General features: G+C 43.9%; 14 protein-coding genes. 3 read left to right on the forward strand and 11 right to left on the reverse strand.

The genetic code is table 11. The features are described from left to right. Positions 1-19 precede the first annotated feature (19 nt). The 6 genes from ccoG to AB8P51_RS00710 form a co-directional block, all read right to left on the reverse strand. On the reverse strand, positions 20-1,435 hold the full coding sequence (gene ccoG / locus AB8P51_RS00685) for a cytochrome c oxidase accessory protein CcoG (RefSeq protein WP_369746846.1): 1,416 nt from the start codon (positions 1,433-1,435) through the stop codon (positions 20-22). Positions 1,436-1,455: 20 nt separating this feature from the next. Beyond that, complete coding sequence (locus tag AB8P51_RS00690; protein ID WP_369746847.1) at positions 1,456-2,400, reverse strand: cbb3-type cytochrome c oxidase N-terminal domain-containing protein; 945 nt, start codon at positions 2,398-2,400, stop codon at positions 1,456-1,458. A gap of 6 nt (positions 2,401-2,406) precedes the next feature. Continuing rightward, a complete protein-coding gene (locus AB8P51_RS00695) occupies positions 2,407-2,586 on the reverse strand; it encodes a CcoQ/FixQ family Cbb3-type cytochrome c oxidase assembly chaperone (RefSeq protein ID WP_369746848.1) in 180 nt (59 codons plus the stop codon). Positions 2,587-2,589: 3 nt separating this feature from the next. Then, positions 2,590-4,791, reverse strand: coding sequence for a cytochrome-c oxidase, cbb3-type subunit I (gene ccoN, locus AB8P51_RS00700; protein WP_369746849.1), 2,202 nt, complete (start codon positions 4,789-4,791; stop codon positions 2,590-2,592). Between the two features lie 2 nt (positions 4,792-4,793). Next, positions 4,794-5,012, reverse strand: coding sequence for a cbb3-type cytochrome oxidase assembly protein CcoS (ccoS, locus tag AB8P51_RS00705; RefSeq protein WP_369746850.1), 219 nt, complete (start codon positions 5,010-5,012; stop codon positions 4,794-4,796). 69 nt (positions 5,013-5,081) lie between these two features. Continuing rightward, positions 5,082-7,457 carry a heavy metal translocating P-type ATPase gene (locus tag AB8P51_RS00710; protein ID WP_369746851.1) on the reverse strand — a complete coding sequence of 792 codons (2,376 nt, stop codon included), beginning with the start codon at positions 7,455-7,457 and terminating at the stop codon, positions 5,082-5,084. Between the two features lie 181 nt (positions 7,458-7,638). On the opposite strand from AB8P51_RS00710, the gene AB8P51_RS00715 reads away from it, so the two are divergent. Beyond that, positions 7,639-8,328 (forward strand): Crp/Fnr family transcriptional regulator, encoded by a 690-nt coding sequence (locus AB8P51_RS00715; protein WP_369746852.1) that lies wholly within the window; start codon positions 7,639-7,641, stop codon positions 8,326-8,328. Positions 8,329-8,475: 147 nt separating this feature from the next. Next, entirely contained in the window at positions 8,476-9,378 is a 903-nt protein-coding gene (locus AB8P51_RS00720) for a universal stress protein (RefSeq protein ID WP_369746853.1), read from the forward strand. A 1-nt stretch (position 9,379) separates the two neighbouring features. Here the strand turns inward: AB8P51_RS00720 and AB8P51_RS00725 are convergent, their stop codons facing one another. After that, positions 9,380-9,598 carry a hypothetical protein gene (locus AB8P51_RS00725; RefSeq protein WP_369746854.1) on the reverse strand — a complete coding sequence of 73 codons (219 nt, stop codon included), beginning with the start codon at positions 9,596-9,598 and terminating at the stop codon, positions 9,380-9,382. A 77-nt stretch (positions 9,599-9,675) separates the two neighbouring features. Further along, on the reverse strand, positions 9,676-10,875 hold the full coding sequence (locus AB8P51_RS00730) for a hypothetical protein (RefSeq protein ID WP_369746855.1): 1,200 nt from the start codon (positions 10,873-10,875) through the stop codon (positions 9,676-9,678). Between the two features lie 567 nt (positions 10,876-11,442). Between AB8P51_RS00730 and AB8P51_RS00735 the strand changes: the two genes are divergently transcribed. Continuing rightward, entirely contained in the window at positions 11,443-12,600 is a 1,158-nt protein-coding gene (locus tag AB8P51_RS00735; RefSeq protein WP_369746856.1) for a homogentisate 1,2-dioxygenase, read from the forward strand. Here the strand turns inward: AB8P51_RS00735 and hutG are convergent. The 3 genes from hutG to hutI are packed head-to-tail and all read right to left on the reverse strand — an operon-like array spanning position 12,592 to position 16,863. After that, entirely contained in the window at positions 12,592-13,563 is a 972-nt protein-coding gene (hutG, locus tag AB8P51_RS00740) for a formimidoylglutamase (RefSeq protein WP_369746857.1), read from the reverse strand. The genes AB8P51_RS00735 and hutG overlap by 9 nt on opposite strands. Before the next feature lie 19 nt (positions 13,564-13,582). Next, a complete protein-coding gene (locus tag AB8P51_RS00745; protein WP_369746858.1) occupies positions 13,583-15,610 on the reverse strand; it encodes a urocanate hydratase in 2,028 nt (675 codons plus the stop codon). Further along, on the reverse strand, positions 15,607-16,863 hold the full coding sequence (gene hutI / locus AB8P51_RS00750) for an imidazolonepropionase (protein ID WP_369746859.1): 1,257 nt from the start codon (positions 16,861-16,863) through the stop codon (positions 15,607-15,609). Before hutI ends, AB8P51_RS00745 begins: the two co-directional genes overlap by 4 nt.

The raw sequence follows: 16,863 nt of genomic DNA on the forward strand, positions 1-16,863 counted from the left end.
TTCTTTTCTTTTCTGTATTCTAGTAATAACTTCTCGGCCCCAGAAAACGTGTTGTTGCAGTTTCCATTAAGGTTTCGTCGCTGTAAACACCAATTTTAAGTTTGTCCTTATCGCTGCCCAGATCCCCGGCATCGATTTCAATAAAGAGGGTGCCTTCTGTAAGCTGTTCTGCGGGCACGTCAAAATTTTTGTGTGTTACCACTTCTATTTTCCCGTCATGGGATAAGAGTTTAAAACTCACGTTTTCCACATTTTTTGTCGTCTTATTGATCAGTTTAAAGGTGTAGACGTTACTTATTATATTGCCTTCTTTACGTTCGTACATTTGCCCTGGTAATCGTAGCACGGTAGCTTCCAGATCATTCCTGAGGAAAAGCATCCCTATAAGTACTCCTATGAGAACCACCAGTACCGAGGAATAACCCTTCATCCTTGGGGTAAAAGAAAATTTGGTTTTTTTCTCTATGTTGTCTTCACTTGCATAACGGATCAGACCCTTGGGAAGGTTCACCTTTTCCATAATGGTGTCGCATTCGTCAATACAGGCTGTACAGTTAACACATTCGAGCTGTGTTCCATTTCTTATGTCGATCCCTGTTGGACAAACATGAACACACTGAAAGCAATCGATACAGTCGCCATGCCCAAGAGCCTGGCGATCTTCTCCTTTTCGGAACTTCTTTCTTCCTTTTTCTCCCTCGCCCCTTTTATGATCATAGGCTACTACAATCGACTTGTTGTCGAGTAGTACGCCTTGCAACCTTCCATACGGGCAGGCAATGATACACACCTGCTCCCTGAACCAGGCGAAGACAAAATAAAAGACCCCGGTAAAAATAAGCAGGGATATCAGGGTGCTGACATGCTGCAACGGTCCGTCGATGATATATCGAATAAGAGTATCGCTGCCAATCAAATATGCGAGAAAAACATTGGCAATGAGGAAGGAGATCAGAAAAAATATACTCCATTTTATCAGGCGTTTTCTGATTTTCTGTGCATTCCAGGGCTGCCTGTCGAGCCTCATTTGTGCTCCGCGATCTCCATCAATCCAATATTCAATTCTTCGGAAAACCATTTCCATAAAAATAGTCTGGGGGCACATCCAGCCGCAGAAAATTCGTCCGAATGCCACTGTAAAAAGAGCGATGAATATAACCCCGGTGATCATCGAGATCACAAAAAGGTGAAAATCCTGAGGCCAGAAAGGATAGCCAAAGATGTTGAATCGCCTTTCAAGCACATTAAACATCAGAAACTGATTCCCGTTGATTTTTACAAATGGTGCTGCAATGAGAAATAACAACAGTCCGTAGCTGACCCACTTGCGGTATTTATAAAATTTACCGGATGGTTTTTTAGGGAATACCCATGCTCTTTTGCCTTCTTCATTGATGGTCCCTATTGAATCACGGAAACGTTCATCGTTTGCCACACTGGTAAATCTTAAGTGAGTTATTCATTCATGGCCACTGTAGTGGTATCAGAGGCCATCTCTTCAGGGGCCTCTTTCTCTTCGGCAGCATTCTCATCAATCCACAGCTCTCCTTCTGCATCTTTTGGATTAGCAGATGTTTTACCCTGAAAACTGAGGACATAACTAGCTACCTGAGCCATTTCTGAAGGTTTGAGGGTTTGCTTCCAGGCTATCATCCCTTTCCCGTCGCGTCCTCCTTCGGAAATCGTTTTAAATACATTTTTAATACCTCCACCCAGTATCCAGTAAGGATCGGTGAGGTTAGGACCTATGCCTCCACCGCCGTCGGCCATATGACAGACTGCACAATTGGTATCAAAGATCACCTGTCCTGCCTTTAGGTCTGAGGCATCGGTGAGCAAGGTAACCGTATTGACATCCACCAGATCTTTGGCTGTTTTGCGGTATTCTTCAATGGCAGCCTGAGCCTCCGCCACTTCCATTTCATATTCGAGGTCCTGATCGTAGCCATTAAATACATGAAAGCGGGCGAGATAAACAACACCGAATAGAATAGTAGCGTAGAACAGATATACCCACCAAGGTGGAAGTTTGTTGTCCAATTCTTTTATCCCGTCATAATTGTGGTCGAGGATAATTTCTGCCTCTTCTTCTATAGGTTTGCTCCCGAGTAATTTCTTATATATCCTGCTGGCCCAGGCCCATTCCCACTTTTTCGCCTGCGCATTCAGGTACCTTTCTTTGGCATCTTCCGGCAGGGTCTGGAACATTACATTTTCCACAGATTTCACAATGAGTTCAATGGCGATAAGGATCAATAAGATCATCACCAGGAACAATTGTACCATTGGATATTCTATAAAGGCAGGCTTATCGCCTGAATCGATATAAAATTCGGTGAGGCCGAAAATAAGAAAGAAAAAAAACGGGATCCGGATCCACCAGGGTGATGTATTTTTCATGGGATATTATTTTGGTTGATTATCTTCTAAGGGAATTTCACTTACTTCTTTGATGTGTTCTTTGGAGGCGGTAAATACCCACCAGAATAAAAGGGCAAAGAATACAAAAAAGATGAGCAATGAGATCATGGGATAGGTGGCTATCCCCTCGATACTTTCCATATGATTTTTGACAAATTTCAGCATGATCTATTTATTTTCTGATAACAGTTGATCCGTGTCTTTTACTTTTATGTCGGTCCCAAGGCGCTGTAAATAGGCGATGAGAGCGATTATTTCACGGTCTTTCATTTCAACAAATTCCTGCCCGCTGGCAAGGGCCCTGGATTTGTCTTCTTCGTAGGTCTTCGCAAAATCGGGATCTGAATAGAGGCTTTCCTCGATCTGTTTTGCCTGTTCTTCCATAGACATGTCGGCATTGCTAATGTCCTCTTCAGTATAGGGTACCCCCAGGGTGACCATAGCCCGCATTTTGTCCTGAACATCAGAACGATCGTGTTTATCTCTTACCAGCCACTGATAGGCAGGCATAATGGAACCTGAGGACATACTTTGAGGATCATACATATGATTCAGGTGCCAACTGTCAGAATACTTTCCGCCTACCCGCAGCAAGTCGGGTCCTGTACGTTTACTTCCCCAGAGGAAGGGGTGATCGTAAACGAACTCTCCTGCTTTCGCGTATTCCCCGTATCGCTCCACTTCACTCCTGAAGGGGCGAACCATTTGGGAATGGCAGCCTACACAGCCTTCGCGGATGTACAGATCACGTCCTTCCAGTTCCAGTGGAGTATAGGGCTTGACACTTGTAATGGTGGGGATATTCGATTTAACCAGCAGAGTAGGTACGATCTGAATAACACCTCCAATGAGGATAGCAATGGTGGCCAGGATAGTAAGTTGTATGGGCTTTCTTTCCAGCCAGGTGTGATAGGTTTCTCCAAGGGTACGTCTTGACGATACCCTGGTTAGGGCTGGCGCTTCAGCCTGCTCATCTGTCACCGCGCTTCCCGAACGAACAGTTACCACGATATTGTACAGCATTACGATAAAACCAATTATATAAAGCGATCCTCCGATGGCACGCATCCAGTACATCGGCATTATCTCATTAACGGTTTCGAGGAAATTCCCGTAGACCAGGCTGCCATCAGGATTGAAGTCTTTCCACATAAGCGCTTGGGTAAATCCGGCCACATACATAGGAAGGGCATACAAAATGATACCCAGCGTACCTATCCAAAAATGGAAATTGGCCATGGGTGTTGAATGGAGTCTGGTTTTAAACATTTTGGGTACGAGCCAGTAGATCATCCCGAAGGTGAGGAAGCCGTTCCAGGCCAGGGCACCTACGTGGACGTGAGCAATAATCCAGTCGCTGAAATGGGCGATGGCATTTACATTCTTGAGGGAAAGCATAGGACCTTCAAAGGTTGCCATCCCATAACCGGTAATTGCTACCACCATAAATTTCAGAGTTGGATCAACCCGAACCTTATCCCAGGCTCCCCTGAGGGTTAAAAGTCCGTTGATCATCCCACCCCAGGAAGGTGCAATCAGCATTACGGAGAAAGCCACACCCAGATTCTGTGCCCAGTCGGGTAGGGAAGAATACAACAGGTGGTGAGGTCCGGCCCAGATATAGATAAAGATCAAAGACCAGAAATGCACAATAGACAGGCGATAGGAATACACAGGTCTGTTGGCGGCTTTAGGGACGAAGTAATACATCAGCCCGAGGAAAGGAGTGGTAAGGAAGAAGGCTACGGCGTTATGGCCGTACCACCACTGCACCAGGGCATCCTGTACTCCTGCATATACCGAATAGCTCTTTAGTGCACTTACGGGTAATTCCAGGCTGTTAAAGATGTGTAAAACGGCTACTGTAACGAAAGTGGCCAGGTAAAACCAAATGGCGACGTATAAATGCCTTTGTCTTCTTTTGAGCATGGTACCGATCAGGTTCCAGCCAAAGGCTACCCAGATTACTGCAATAGCCAGGTCGATAGGCCATTCCAGTTCGGCGTATTCCTTGGAAGTTGTGTATCCCAGAGGCAGGGTGATAGCGGCGGCCACAATAATAGCTTGCCATCCCCAGAAGTTCAGCTTACTGAGAAAGTCGCTGAACATCCTTGCCTTCAAAAGCCGTTGAGTTGAGTAATACACGCCGGCAAAAATCGCATTCCCGACAAAGGCAAAAATAACGGCATTGGTATGCAGCGGGCGCAACCTACCAAAACTTAGCCAGGATATGCCATCTGTAACATTGGGAAATAAAAACATAAAGGCGAGTAGCAGACCCACCAGCATCCCAATGATCCCCCAGAAAAGGGTGGCATAGATAAATTTCTTTACGATCTGATTGTCGTAACTAAATTGCTGTACTTCCATAATTAAATTTGTTTGCTTTTTGTACTGGTTTTACTGGATATTGGTACGGATTGATCTGAAGTATTTTTTTTGGGCCTGATCAACTCATCTTCAAAGAGAATACGGACAGATGGGGTATAGGAATCCTCATACTGTCCACTCCTTACAGAATGAATAAAGGCAACAAAAAATATTACGGCTACCACAATACTAATGGTCAGCAGCACATAAATTACACTCATACCTACCTGAATTCTGATGCAAAACTAGGTTTGCTGTTATCCCTAAAAAATGACATAAGTCAGGTTTTATTATCTAATTTTTCTTCCAATCCAATTCGTTGTGACCGTTGTGAAGGCGACTATACTTATGGAACTGAGGGGCATAAGGATGGCGGCTATCACCGGTTGTAATTGGCCCGTTACTGCAAAATATAAGCCTACAAGGTTATAAAGCAGAGACAAAACAAAACTCAGTCTGATAATCCCCATAGCCTTTTTAGAAGCGTGGAGATAGGAACTGAGATATTTAAATTTACTCGCATCAAGTATGCCGTCACAGGCCGGAGAAAATACGTTGATATCTTCCGCCAGGGCAATTCCAACATCACTTTGGGCCAATGCCCCTGCATCGTTAAGACCATCACCAACCATCATTACCCGCTTTCCTGAGTCCTGTAATTCTTTCACAAAAAACAGTTTGTCTTCCGGACTTTGATCGAAGTACATAGGGGTTAGGCCGGGAAGCAGTGCTTCAAGCCTTTTTCTTTCCCCGTCGTGGTCGCCGGATAGAACGGCCACATCCAACTCCTTCGTCAGTTCGGACATCAACTGAGATATACCATGGCGATACTGACTTTCGAGAACAAAGCGTCCTTTGTACTCCGCATTTGTACTTAAATGAACTTCGGCTGTACCGGGGTAATTTTTATTACAGTTATCAACGAAACTGGCTGCTCCAATTTTAATATTAGCATCTCCTTTACTGCCATAGAGACCCTGACCAATAAATTCCTCATATTGATCCAGGCTCAAAATATTGTGTTCCTTCAGCAAGTTGTAAAGTGACCTGCTCAAAGGGTGGTTAGATGCCCTGAGGGTACTCTTCAGCAGTGATTTTTCCTCAGTAGTCAGTTGGCTTCCTTCATAAAGGATCTGGTCGTGTTTTCGAGTGGTGAGCGTTCCGGTTTTGTCAAAAATTGCCGTATTGATCCCTGCCATTTTCTCAATGACAGAAACATCTTTGAGGTAGAATTTTTTTCTGCCGAAAATCCTGAGCATATTCCCCAGCGTAAATGGTGCGGCCAGGGCTATAGCACAAGGACAGGCTATGATAAGCACCGCCGTGAAAACATTCCAGACCTTTTCAGGATCTGTAAACATCCAGTACAGAGATGCAATCATTGCGATAGTCAAAACAGCATAGGTAAAGCGTTTGCCAATACTATCGGTAAGCGATTTAAACTTACTATCTGAATTTTCACCAAAAACTGAATGGCTCCATAATTGTGTTAGGTAGCTCTGAGAAACTTTTTTATCGGCAACCATTTCAAACGGACCTCCGAGTTGTTTCCCACCTGCAAAGATTTTTCCCCCTAATTCCACATGTACAGGTCTGGCTTCCCCCGTAACAAAGCTATAATCTATCTCTGCTGCCCCACCTTTTAAAACACCGTCAACAGGAATCAGTTCTCCATGGCGTATAAGCAGTCGGTCACCTTTTTTCACGTCATTAACCTGAGCCACTTCCTCTTTTCCATCCTGGAGAATACGCGTTACCGCCACTGGGAAATAGGACTTGTAATCCCTTTCAAAAGAAAGGAAGGAATAGGTTCGCTTTTGAAAATATTTACCCAATAACAGGAAGAAAATAAGACCGCTGAGGCTATCGAAAAACCCACTTCCCCAATTAAAAGAAATTTCAAGGGTACTGCGGAGAAATAGGACCAGTATTCCCAAAGCAATGGGTACATCTATATTGAGAAAACGACTCCGGATCCCTTTGTATGCTGATATTAGGTAGTCTTTTCCGGCATAAAAGACTACAGGTACGGAAAAGGCGAACATAAGCCATCTGAACAGGAATTTGTACTGTTCTAACCAATACTCATTAACATCAAAATATTCGGGAAATGAGAGGAACATTATATTGCCGAAACCAAATCCCGCTACGCCCAGCTGATAGATGATTTTTTTATCATCTCTGTTCTTTTTTATATCTGAATCGGCCAGGGAGATAGTAGGTTCGTATCCGATTTTTGCGAGGAGTTCAGCGATCTCCTTCAGGGAAATAACCGTAGCATCGAAAGATACCCTTACGGTCTTTTGGGGAAAGTCGACTTGCGACTGCACCACTCCAGGAGCCAATTTGTGGAGGTTTTCAAGAACCCAGATACAAGAACTACAATGTATGGTGGGGATGAACAGGTTGATGATCTGATGTTTCCCGTCGTTAAATTCGATCAGTTGCTCTGCGATCTCTGTATTTTCCAGGAAGTCGAATTTCCCGGGCAACAGCTTTGGCGTACTCCCTGCAGCAGACTGCAGATCGTAGTAATACTTGAGATCATTCGAGTCGAAGATCTCATAGACCGTTTTACATCCGTTGCAACAGAAAGCTTTGTCCTGAAATAAAATTGTGTCGTCATCACAGGGATCCCCGCAATGATAACAATTCCTGTTATCCATACACTTGTCAAATACCCGGGAGCAAAGATGCGACCTCAGTTGTTGGCAAAAAATGACATTAATCAGTTTTAAAAATACGAAAGTTACATATACCGTGTCTGACTAAGTGGGGAAAAATCCTAAAAGTACTATGGTGACCTTTATAAATTATCTTACCTTAGAGGGATGAAATTCGTACCTCATGAAGAACAGATGTGAGAACTGTATTGTCAGACAATTCAACTCTTTGCGAGCAATGAGCAAGGAGGAATTGAAACGGGTTTCCGATTCCAAGATTACGAAGACGATCAAGAAAGGACAAGCTATTTTTGAAGAAGGTGAAAAACTCAATGGCGTCTTTTGTGTTCGTGACGGGGTATCAAAACTTTCCAAGCTCAGTGCCAATGGCAAGGACCAGATCGTAAAACTTGCCAGCAAAGGGGAAGTTATGGGTCAGAGATCGGTAATTGCTGAGGAATCAACAAATCTTAGCGCCGTTGCCGTAAGCGATATGGAGGTTTGCTTTATTCCTAAGGAAGGAATTGTGGATGCACTGCATAAGAATCCTAATTTCACGGTAGAGGTATTGCGTCATATGGCCCACGATTTACGTGAAGCCGATGATGTAATAGTAAATATGTCTCAAAAGACAGTAAAACAGCGTATCGCTGAAGCTTTTTTATACCTCAGAGACAATTTTGGTGCTGATAAAGAAGGCTTCCTAAACGTAACCCTGTCTCGTGAAGATATTGCAAATGTGGTAGGTACGGCAACCGAGTCTTGCATCAGGATTATTTCAGAATTCAAGAAAAAGGAATACATCAAAACTTCCGGAAAAAAGATAGGTGTAGTGGATGAAAAGAAGCTACGGGACCTGGTCGATGGGTTCTAAGTAATACCATTTTTTTCAAGAGTAATTTCCCTCCCCGGGACATCAATTATTTACTTATCCCTTGCAACCTCCTGTAAACCTGACAAAAGTCATTGTTTCAGCGGAATGTCATTTCTACTTTTACCCCTGTTACTTTAGAAAATTCCTATGAAGCATATCTTATTACCTACGGATTTTTCGAAGAATTCATGGAATGCCATTGCGTATATCCTTGAATTATTAGAGAAGGAGGAATGTACATTTCATTTACTGAATACCTATACTCCTGTCATACCCAATAGTCGGTTTATGGCATCCAGTTTTCAGGGGAAGGCATTGGAAGATGGCAGTAAAGAGAACTCCTTAAAAGGCTTAAAAGATTTCCTCGAAAGAATCAGGAAAACTTACAGCAATAAATACCACACTTTTAAGATCAGATCATCTTTTAATCTCCTTGTGGAGGAGATCAGAAATATGATTGAGGAAGAAGGCATCGATCTCATCGTTACCGGAACAAAAGGAGCTTCGGGTATTGAGGAGGTATTTCTCGGAAGCAATACTGTTAGGATTATCAAGGCCATCAAGGAGTGTCCAATCCTCACTATTCCGAGGAATTTTAAATATGTTAAGCCTCAGGAAATCGTATTTGCAACTGATTTTAAGCGATATTACAGCAACTCAGAAGTGGCGCCCCTTGTAGAACTGGCCAAAAGTTTTAAGGCGACAATCCGCATAGTTTATGTGCAAGATCAAATCAAAGCCTTAACTGAAATACAGCAGTTTAATCTCAATATCCTCAGGAAGTATTTTAAAGGTATAGATCACTATGTGCATACGGTGTCTGAGTTAAACACCGTTTCCAAAACTCTTGAGGTCTTCGCTGATGAATTGGATATACACCTGTTGGCCATGTTAAATTATCAGCACAGTTATATGGAGCGAATGACCAGGGAGCCTGTTGTAAAATCCATGGCTTTCCATACTCAGGTGCCCCTGCTGGTGATTCCTGAACTCGGGATGAACGGGCCTAAACATTCCAGATCAAAAAAAGAATTACAACTGGCGAAATAAACTACTCATTGATAGGGTAGTCCTCGTAGAAATCCTTAAAGGTTTTGGAAGTGGTGTAGTTATCCGTGAGGACTTTGTAGACCATAAAGACAATCATAATCTGCCCGATTACAGTTACATAGAATACCCAATTAAAGGGGAAATTCATCGCGGCCATAATTGTCACAGTCAATAAAACGAGGGTGGTTGCACCAACCCAGAACATTGCGGAATCTTTCATAGCTTTTTTATGTAAAAATACTTGATATGTCGGAGACCGGCTGTTAAGGAATTTGCAAAAAAATTGATCCTGCAATATTAATTTACCCCGGAATCAGTCCAGAATTTTAACTCCTCAGGGATATTTTTTTCTTTTTCCAGCTGAAATGGATTAAAATCGTTTTTAACAAAGAGGTACCAGGCGCTTGATGAAATGGTTGGTGTAATATCGGTATGCTCCCAAAGTTGGTTAGCTCCAAAATTTGTCCCAAAATTAGCAGTGTAAGGGAGTCCGGCCGTGGAAGCATTAGAAGTACTTGAGATAAAGGCTTCCTCCAGATTTAAAATGGTATTTTGCGCATTCCCTTCCTGATCAGCTTCATTGAAGGCCATAGCCATCTGTGCAGTACCTTCTAACCATACAACATCTTTATCATCGTCAAAACAGTATCCGCTGATTAGCTTTTCATGAGTTGTGGAATTCTGAGAATTGTAGAATCGATGGGCTTTGTTCAATACTTCTTCGGGGAAATCTTCGAGAATCATATACCCCAGAGTGTAAAGGTCTAAAGCGTGATTATAAGCAGGATTTTCGGTGTCCGTTATCAATACCTTTTCGTTTACATCCCAGCGCTGTTGCTGTAGAAATAAGAGGATATTTCTATGGAAATCGTCAAAACCCTTTACGGCATTAAAAGCTGTAATTATACCTTCTGTCACTTTAGGGATTGAGGTTCCGTCTTCATTAATACCCCCTTTCAATCCGCCATCTTCCTCCTGCAATGAACGCAACCAGGTTTCAAGTTCCTGGGCTAGGTTTTCATATCGGTTAGACTGTGTCTTATCATGGTAATGATTTACAGCGAGCAGTAACCAGGCATTATCTCCCATCCAGATTCGCGAACCCTGCTCACCTGAAGTATCACGATATTGGAAAAATCCGCCATTATTTGCATTGAATTCTGTCTGCAAACGATTATCGAAATAGTCGAGTATCTGTTCTGCACCGGAGAGGTTTCCATCTGCTGTAAAAGCCAGTGCAGCCAGCGCATTATCGTAGAGGGAAACAAAATTGGTGAATTCTGCACTTTCTACCAGGCCATTAGTACCTTGCATGTGGTTCATCCACTCATTTACTTTTTCAGGGCTTGCAGTGGTAGCAGCAGGGGTATGTTCTTCCTTAGGGATATCTGCAACCAGAACTTCGGGTAAAGGCTGTTCATAGATGGTAGTAACATCCTCCATGCAAGAAACAAGCGTGAGAGATAGTCCCCATAATATTATGTTTTGCGTTTTCATTGTAGGTTAAGTTTTCAGATCCGGACCGAGGTTCAAATCTTTTAGTAAATAACTGCAAAGTCGAATGAAGAATACCAGTTCCCGACTAACGGCCCAAGATTTTCGTCAAATTTTTGCGCAATGTGCAACTCATCCTGTATTTGTGTTTGTCATCTGTTTCCTACAGAATAGCCAAAAAGGTCTTTTGTGCATTTCACCGATGATTTACCATGGATATTTACTTTAATATCAGGGGGTAGGCTTATTTTTAATCGGATTTTTCTGCGATTTGACTCCAGCTCAGATACATTTATCAAGGCTGAATACTTTCAAAATCAAAAAGCTTTGTTATCTTTGGGCTGTTGTGTTGGACTTCATTTCGGTGAAGTCGGTGTTGTAAACTAAGAAGTTAGTTACAGCCAATGAAAGGCTTTCCAAGTTGGGAGGCTTTTTTCTTTTCAGGCCAGTGGAAATCCTCATCTTACTTTTTTCATTTCCAAGTATAATTACTCCTGCTTCTTTTGCTTTGAAATTTTCAGGTCCCTTTAAATTATCGTATTTTTAATCTGATTTTAATGCGATGTATTTATGCCACTTTATCACACTTTAGGGAAGATTCCACATAAAAGACATACCGTCTTCAAAAAGCCTGACGGCAGCCTGTATTACGAGCAATTATTCGGCACCATCGGTTTTGATGGAATGTCCTCCCTTATGTATCATATACACAGACCAACGCAGGTTAAAGAGATCGGAAAATCTCTGGATATCAGCCCGAAGGCTGCTGTTCAGTATCATGTGCAATCGCGTTTGTTGAAAGGCCTCGAACTTCCTCCTGAAGATGATTACCTGTTCAGTAGAAAGGTGATTCTCTTCAACGGAGATGCCCATATTGGGCTTGCCGCTCCCAGGAAGTCGATGACCGATTATTTCTATAAAAATGCGGATGCCGATGAATTGTTGTTTATACACAAGGGTTCAGGTACTCTGAAAACCATGCTGGGAGAAATTCCGTTCGGATATGGGGATTATATTCTGATACCGAGGGGAATGATCTATCAGATTCACTTCGACACTGAAGACAACAGATTGTTGATTACCGAGTCGTACCACCCTATTTATACTCCAAAGCGATACCGAAACTGGTTCGGTCAGCATCTCGAGCACTCTCCATTTTGTGAGCGCGACTTCAGGTTACCCCAGAATTTAGCAAGTCATGATGAGAAAGGGGATTTTTTAATAAAAGTAAAGAAGCAAGGGCATTTGCATCAACTGGTCTATGCCACACACCCCTTCGACGTAGTAGGGTGGGACGGATATAATTATCCCTATGCTTTTTCCATACACGATTTTGAACCCATTACCGGACGGGTGCATCAACCCCCGCCAGTACATCAGACGTTTGAGACCAGTGCTTTTGTGGTCTGTTCTTTCTGCCCGAGGTTATACGACTATCATCCTGAAGCCATTCCGGCACCCTATAACCATTCCAACATCGATTCTGATGAGGTGCTTTATTATGTGGATGGGGATTTTATGAGCAGAAAAGGGATAGACAAGGGGTATATTTCACTGCATCCGGCTGGAATTCCTCATGGGCCGCATCCCGGAACATACGAAGCGAGTATAGGGAAGAAGGGAACAGAAGAACTAGCGGTAATGATAGACACCTTCAGGCCTCTTCAGCTTACCCAGGAGGCACTAAACCTCGATGATGGCAAGTATTTCAAATCCTGGCTAGAGTAAGGCATGTTCATGAATTATATAATGTATCATGCCCGCAGCTAATTTTGCAGTCTGGTGGTCAAGGTCGAATGCAGGATTCGTTTCAGCTACATCAATACCCAGGAGTTTTCCAGAGTTGATCAGTATTTTCAGGCTGGCATATACTATTTCAGGGCTAAATCCTATTGGGGAAGATGCACTAACGCCAGGGGAAAAGGCTGAGGAAAATCCATCCATATCAATTGTCACATAGAGCTTTTCAACTTTTGAAAGGAAAATGTCGAGCGCCTCTTTTACTGTATTGAAATGATGCATGGAAAAGTCAGTAAGCGATATGTATTTTACACCCAGTTCACTTGCAGTCTTAAATAATTCTGGAGGATTTGCTTCTTTCCTTATCCCCAGACATATGTATTCGAATGACTCCCCATCTGTATCGCAATCCTGAGCGATCTGAAAAAAAGGACTTCCCGAATGATTTCCCTCGACATTTGATCTGAGATCAAAATGGGCATCAAAGTTGATGATCCCAAGCTTCTTTTCTTTGACAAGCGCCCTTCTTAAGCCCCGGTAGTGGCCGTAAGCAATATCATGTCCTCCTCCCAAAAGAATTGGAATTCCCCCACTATTGACCAAAGTGGCTGTTTTTGTTGCCAGCATTTCCTGACTTCCCTCTAAATCGCCTTTGGGGCAAAGAATATTCCCTGTATCCACCAATAAGACTTCCTTCTGTAGATGATTAGACAGTTTGCCCAGCTCCTTGCGGATAGCATCAGGTCCTTCAACAGCTCCTGGTCGTCCGGAGTTTCTACGAACCCCTTCATCACAGGCATAACCCAAAAGGGCATAAGAAGATCGGCCCGATGGAAGTTGAAATTCTTCGCTGAGGTCTTTCAAGATCACTTTTTCATGCAGATATTCCTGGCTGTCCGAATTACGACCTTTCCAATTTGATTTATCAGGTTTTTTATAAAAATGCTCCATAGTTATCGGCCTTCCGGGCCTAAAAGAGATTGTCAATAATTTTATCTTCAACTATATTGGGCAGGGTGACCTTTAATTCAGGAGTACGCTTCATTTCCCGTTTGATTGCCGAAAGGGCTTCAGCATTTCTGGCCCAGCTCCTCCTCGCGATTCCGTTGTTCACGTCGTAAAAGAGCATATTCCTGATCCTCCTGTCACACTCTTCGCTTCCGTCGAGCACCATCCCGAAACCCCCGTTGATCACCTCTCCCCAGCCTACGCCTCCACCATTGTGGATAGATACCCAACTGGCTCCTCTGAAACTATCGCCTATAACATTATGAATGGCCATATCTGCAGTAAACCTGCTGCCGTCATAAATATTGCTGGTTTCCCGGAATGGAGAATCTGTTCCACTCACATCGTGGTGGTCACGTCCCAAGACTATCGGTGCTGAGATTTGTCCTTTCCTGATCGCCTCATTAAAGGCGAGGGCAATAGCCATCCTGCCTTCGGAATCAGCATAAAGTATTCTGGCCTGAGAGCCCACAACCAGTTTGTTTTGTTCGGCTTGTTCAATCCATGAAATATTATCCTGCATTTGTTGGCTGATCTCTTCTGGCGCCTCATCCTGAATTTCCTTCATTACCTCCAGGGCTATTGTATCCGACTTATGAAGGTCTTGGGGATCTCCTGAGGTGCAGACCCACCTGAACGGACCAAATCCGTAATCAAAACACAACGGACCAAGAATATCCTGTACATAGGAAGGGTATCTGAAATCGATTTTATTTTCGGCCATTACGTCTGCCCCTGCTTTGGATGCTTCCAGGAGAAATGCATTGCCGTAATCAAAGAAATATGTTCCTTTCCGTGCATGGGCATTGATTAGGGTCACCTGCTTTCTGAGTGACTCCTGTACTTTGGATTTAAACAGATCAGGATCTTCAACCATAAGGGTATTTGCCTGTTCAAAAGACAATCCCGCAGGGTAATATCCTCCCGCCCAGGGGTTGTGAAGGGAGGTTTGGTCTGATCCCAGACTCACATAAATATCCTCTTCGAGGAACCGTTCCCAGACATCGACCACATTTCCGACGTATGCCAGGGAAACTACTTCCGATTTGTCCATTGCTCTTTGTGTGCGCCTGACGAGTTCAGGCAGGGAAGTATAAATTTCGTCTACCCAGCCCTGTTGATGTCTTTTATTGGCAGCTGCCGGATTTACCTCCGCACAAACGGTGATACATTGAGCGATATTTCCGGCTTTTGGCTGGGCCCCGCTCATTCCGCCCAACCCTGAGGTCAGGAATACTTTCCCATTGGGTGTCTCTCCCTTAGGTAGGACTTTTCGGAAGGCATTCATCACCGTGATCGTTGTGCCGTGAACAATTCCCTGCGGTCCAATGTACATATAAGAACCCGCTGTCATCTGGCCGTACTGGGTAACCCCAAGGGCGTTGAATATTTCCCAGTCGTCAGGTTTGGAATAATTCGGTATCATCATTCCATTAGTGACGACCACTCTGGGGGCTTCTTTTGTAGATGGAAATAGACCCATAGGATGGCCCGAATACATATGCAGGGTTTGTTGCTCCGACATAGTGGCCAGGTATTTCATGGTAAGCAGATACTGTGCCCAGTTCTGAAATACAGCTCCATTCCCGCCATAGGTGATCAGCTCATCGGGGTGCTGGGCCACAGCAGGATCCAGGTTATTCTGTATCATGAGCATAATAGCTGCCGCCTCGGTGATCTTTGCAGGGTAAGCTGTAATAGGCCGGGCGTAAATTGGGTATTTCGGTTTAAATCGGAACATATAGATACGCCCGTATTTCAATAGTTCCGCTGCAAATTCCCTTGCCAGCTCTTTATGCCAGGCTTCTGGAAAGTAACGCAAGGCATTTTTTACGGCAAGGCGTTTTTCATCTTCAGATAGTATCTGCTTTCGTGATGGTGCGTGACTTACGTCATCTCCTAATTCTCTTTTTGGAGGTAATGTATCAGGAATACCCTGAAGGATGTCTGCTTTAAACAAATCTATGTCGTAGGTTTCTGATGCCTTCATTGTTCTATTTTAGAATATACAATGTTTCCCTTTTTAACGGTATAACTGGGTTTTAGGCTCCCCTGATGATACAATATTTCCCTGTGGTCTGCTGTGTGGAAGAGGACGATATCCGCCAACATACCTTTAACCAGTGTCCCTCTGTCTTTTAATCCGAGTGCTGCAGCCGCCCGGTAGGTGATGCCTGCCAATACCTCCGCGGTGGTTAATTTTTCAAAAGCGCCAAGCACTGCTGCCTGTAGGAGGAGTTGTCCCATAGGGGCGGATCCGGGATTGTGATCGCTCGCAATAGCCAAAGAAGCTCCTGCATCCAACAGGGAACGGGCAGGAGTAAATCCACATCCCAGCCCCAGACTCGCTCCCGGGAGGGCGACGGCTATAACATCGCTTTTAGCCAGGGCATCAATTTCTTTTTGCGTACTTGCCTCGAGATGGTCTGCACTAAGGGCTTTACATTGTATTGCTACCTCACTGCCCCCTGTTGAGAACTGATCGGCATGGAGGGTAAGATCAAAGCCAAGTGAAGTTACTTTCTTTAGATAAGGAAGTATTTCAGCCTTTGAAAATGCCCCTTCTTCAACAAAGGCATCTACCCGCTCGGCCAGGCCTTGCTTTTTAATTTCAGGCAGGAGATCCTTTACCAACAGCTCAAGGTATTCTGCTTTGGTGCCATTAAAATCCTTAGGAAAGATATGGGCAGCGAGACAGGTACTGATCAAATCTGTAGGGACAGAAGACCTGGCCTTAGCAATGGCCCTGAGCATTTTGAGCTCATCTTTTACATTGAGGCCATACCCACTTTTAATCTCTAAGGTGGTAACCCCTTGTTGCAGGTGTCCCTTCGCCCTCTCAATAACCCCAAGTTTCAACTCATCTTCTGATGCCTGCCTGGTTTTAGTTACGGTATCCCATATTCCTCCACCTTTTTCCGCAATTTCCAGATAGGAACTACCGGCATTGCGAAGCGCATAATCCCCCGCTCTTGAACCGCTGAAACAGATATGTGTATGGCAATCAACAAATCCCGGCAGGGCGATCACTTCCTCTTTTAGAATGGTGATATTTGCCCTCAATTGTCTTGCCTTTACCAATAGTTTGTCGTGGTCATCTATGGTGTGAATAAGGCCGTCCTCCATCAATATTCCCTGATGTTTCAACACCTGAAGGGAGGAATCATTAAGTGCCCCTTTCAAAGGCAGACCTGCCATAGGTAGTATTTCCCGAACCGGACCGATATAAGTGAAATTTGCCAT

This window comes from Muriicola sp. SD30 (genome assembly GCF_041205185.1).
Taxonomy (GTDB): Bacteria; Bacteroidota; Bacteroidia; order Flavobacteriales; family Flavobacteriaceae; genus Muriicola.

Bases quoted from the DNA above. Each gene is read 5' to 3' on its own strand.
- AB8P51_RS00690 (WP_369746847.1), bottom strand. From the start codon at position 2,400: ATGAAAAATACATCACCCTGGTGGATCCGGATCCCGTTTTTTTTCTTT.
- AB8P51_RS00695 (WP_369746848.1), bottom strand. From the start codon at position 2,586: ATGCTGAAATTTGTCAAAAATCATATGGAAAGTATCGAGGGGATAGCC.
- ccoN (WP_369746849.1), bottom strand. From the start codon at position 4,791: ATGGAAGTACAGCAATTTAGTTACGACAATCAGATCGTAAAGAAATTT.
- ccoS (WP_369746850.1), bottom strand. From the start codon at position 5,012: ATGAGTGTAATTTATGTGCTGCTGACCATTAGTATTGTGGTAGCCGTA.
- AB8P51_RS00710 (WP_369746851.1), bottom strand. From the start codon at position 7,457: ATGGATAACAGGAATTGTTATCATTGCGGGGATCCCTGTGATGACGAC.
- AB8P51_RS00715 (WP_369746852.1), top strand. From the start codon at position 7,639: ATGAAGAACAGATGTGAGAACTGTATTGTCAGACAATTCAACTCTTTG.
- AB8P51_RS00720 (WP_369746853.1), top strand. From the start codon at position 8,476: ATGAAGCATATCTTATTACCTACGGATTTTTCGAAGAATTCATGGAAT.
- AB8P51_RS00725 (WP_369746854.1), bottom strand. From the start codon at position 9,598: ATGAAAGATTCCGCAATGTTCTGGGTTGGTGCAACCACCCTCGTTTTA.
- AB8P51_RS00730 (WP_369746855.1), bottom strand. From the start codon at position 10,875: ATGAAAACGCAAAACATAATATTATGGGGACTATCTCTCACGCTTGTT.
- AB8P51_RS00735 (WP_369746856.1), top strand. From the start codon at position 11,443: ATGCCACTTTATCACACTTTAGGGAAGATTCCACATAAAAGACATACC.
- hutG (WP_369746857.1), bottom strand. From the start codon at position 13,563: ATGGAGCATTTTTATAAAAAACCTGATAAATCAAATTGGAAAGGTCGT.
- AB8P51_RS00745 (WP_369746858.1), bottom strand. From the start codon at position 15,610: ATGAAGGCATCAGAAACCTACGACATAGATTTGTTTAAAGCAGACATC.
- hutI (WP_369746859.1), bottom strand. From the start codon at position 16,863: ATGGCAAATTTCACTTATATCGGTCCGGTTCGGGAAATACTACCTATG.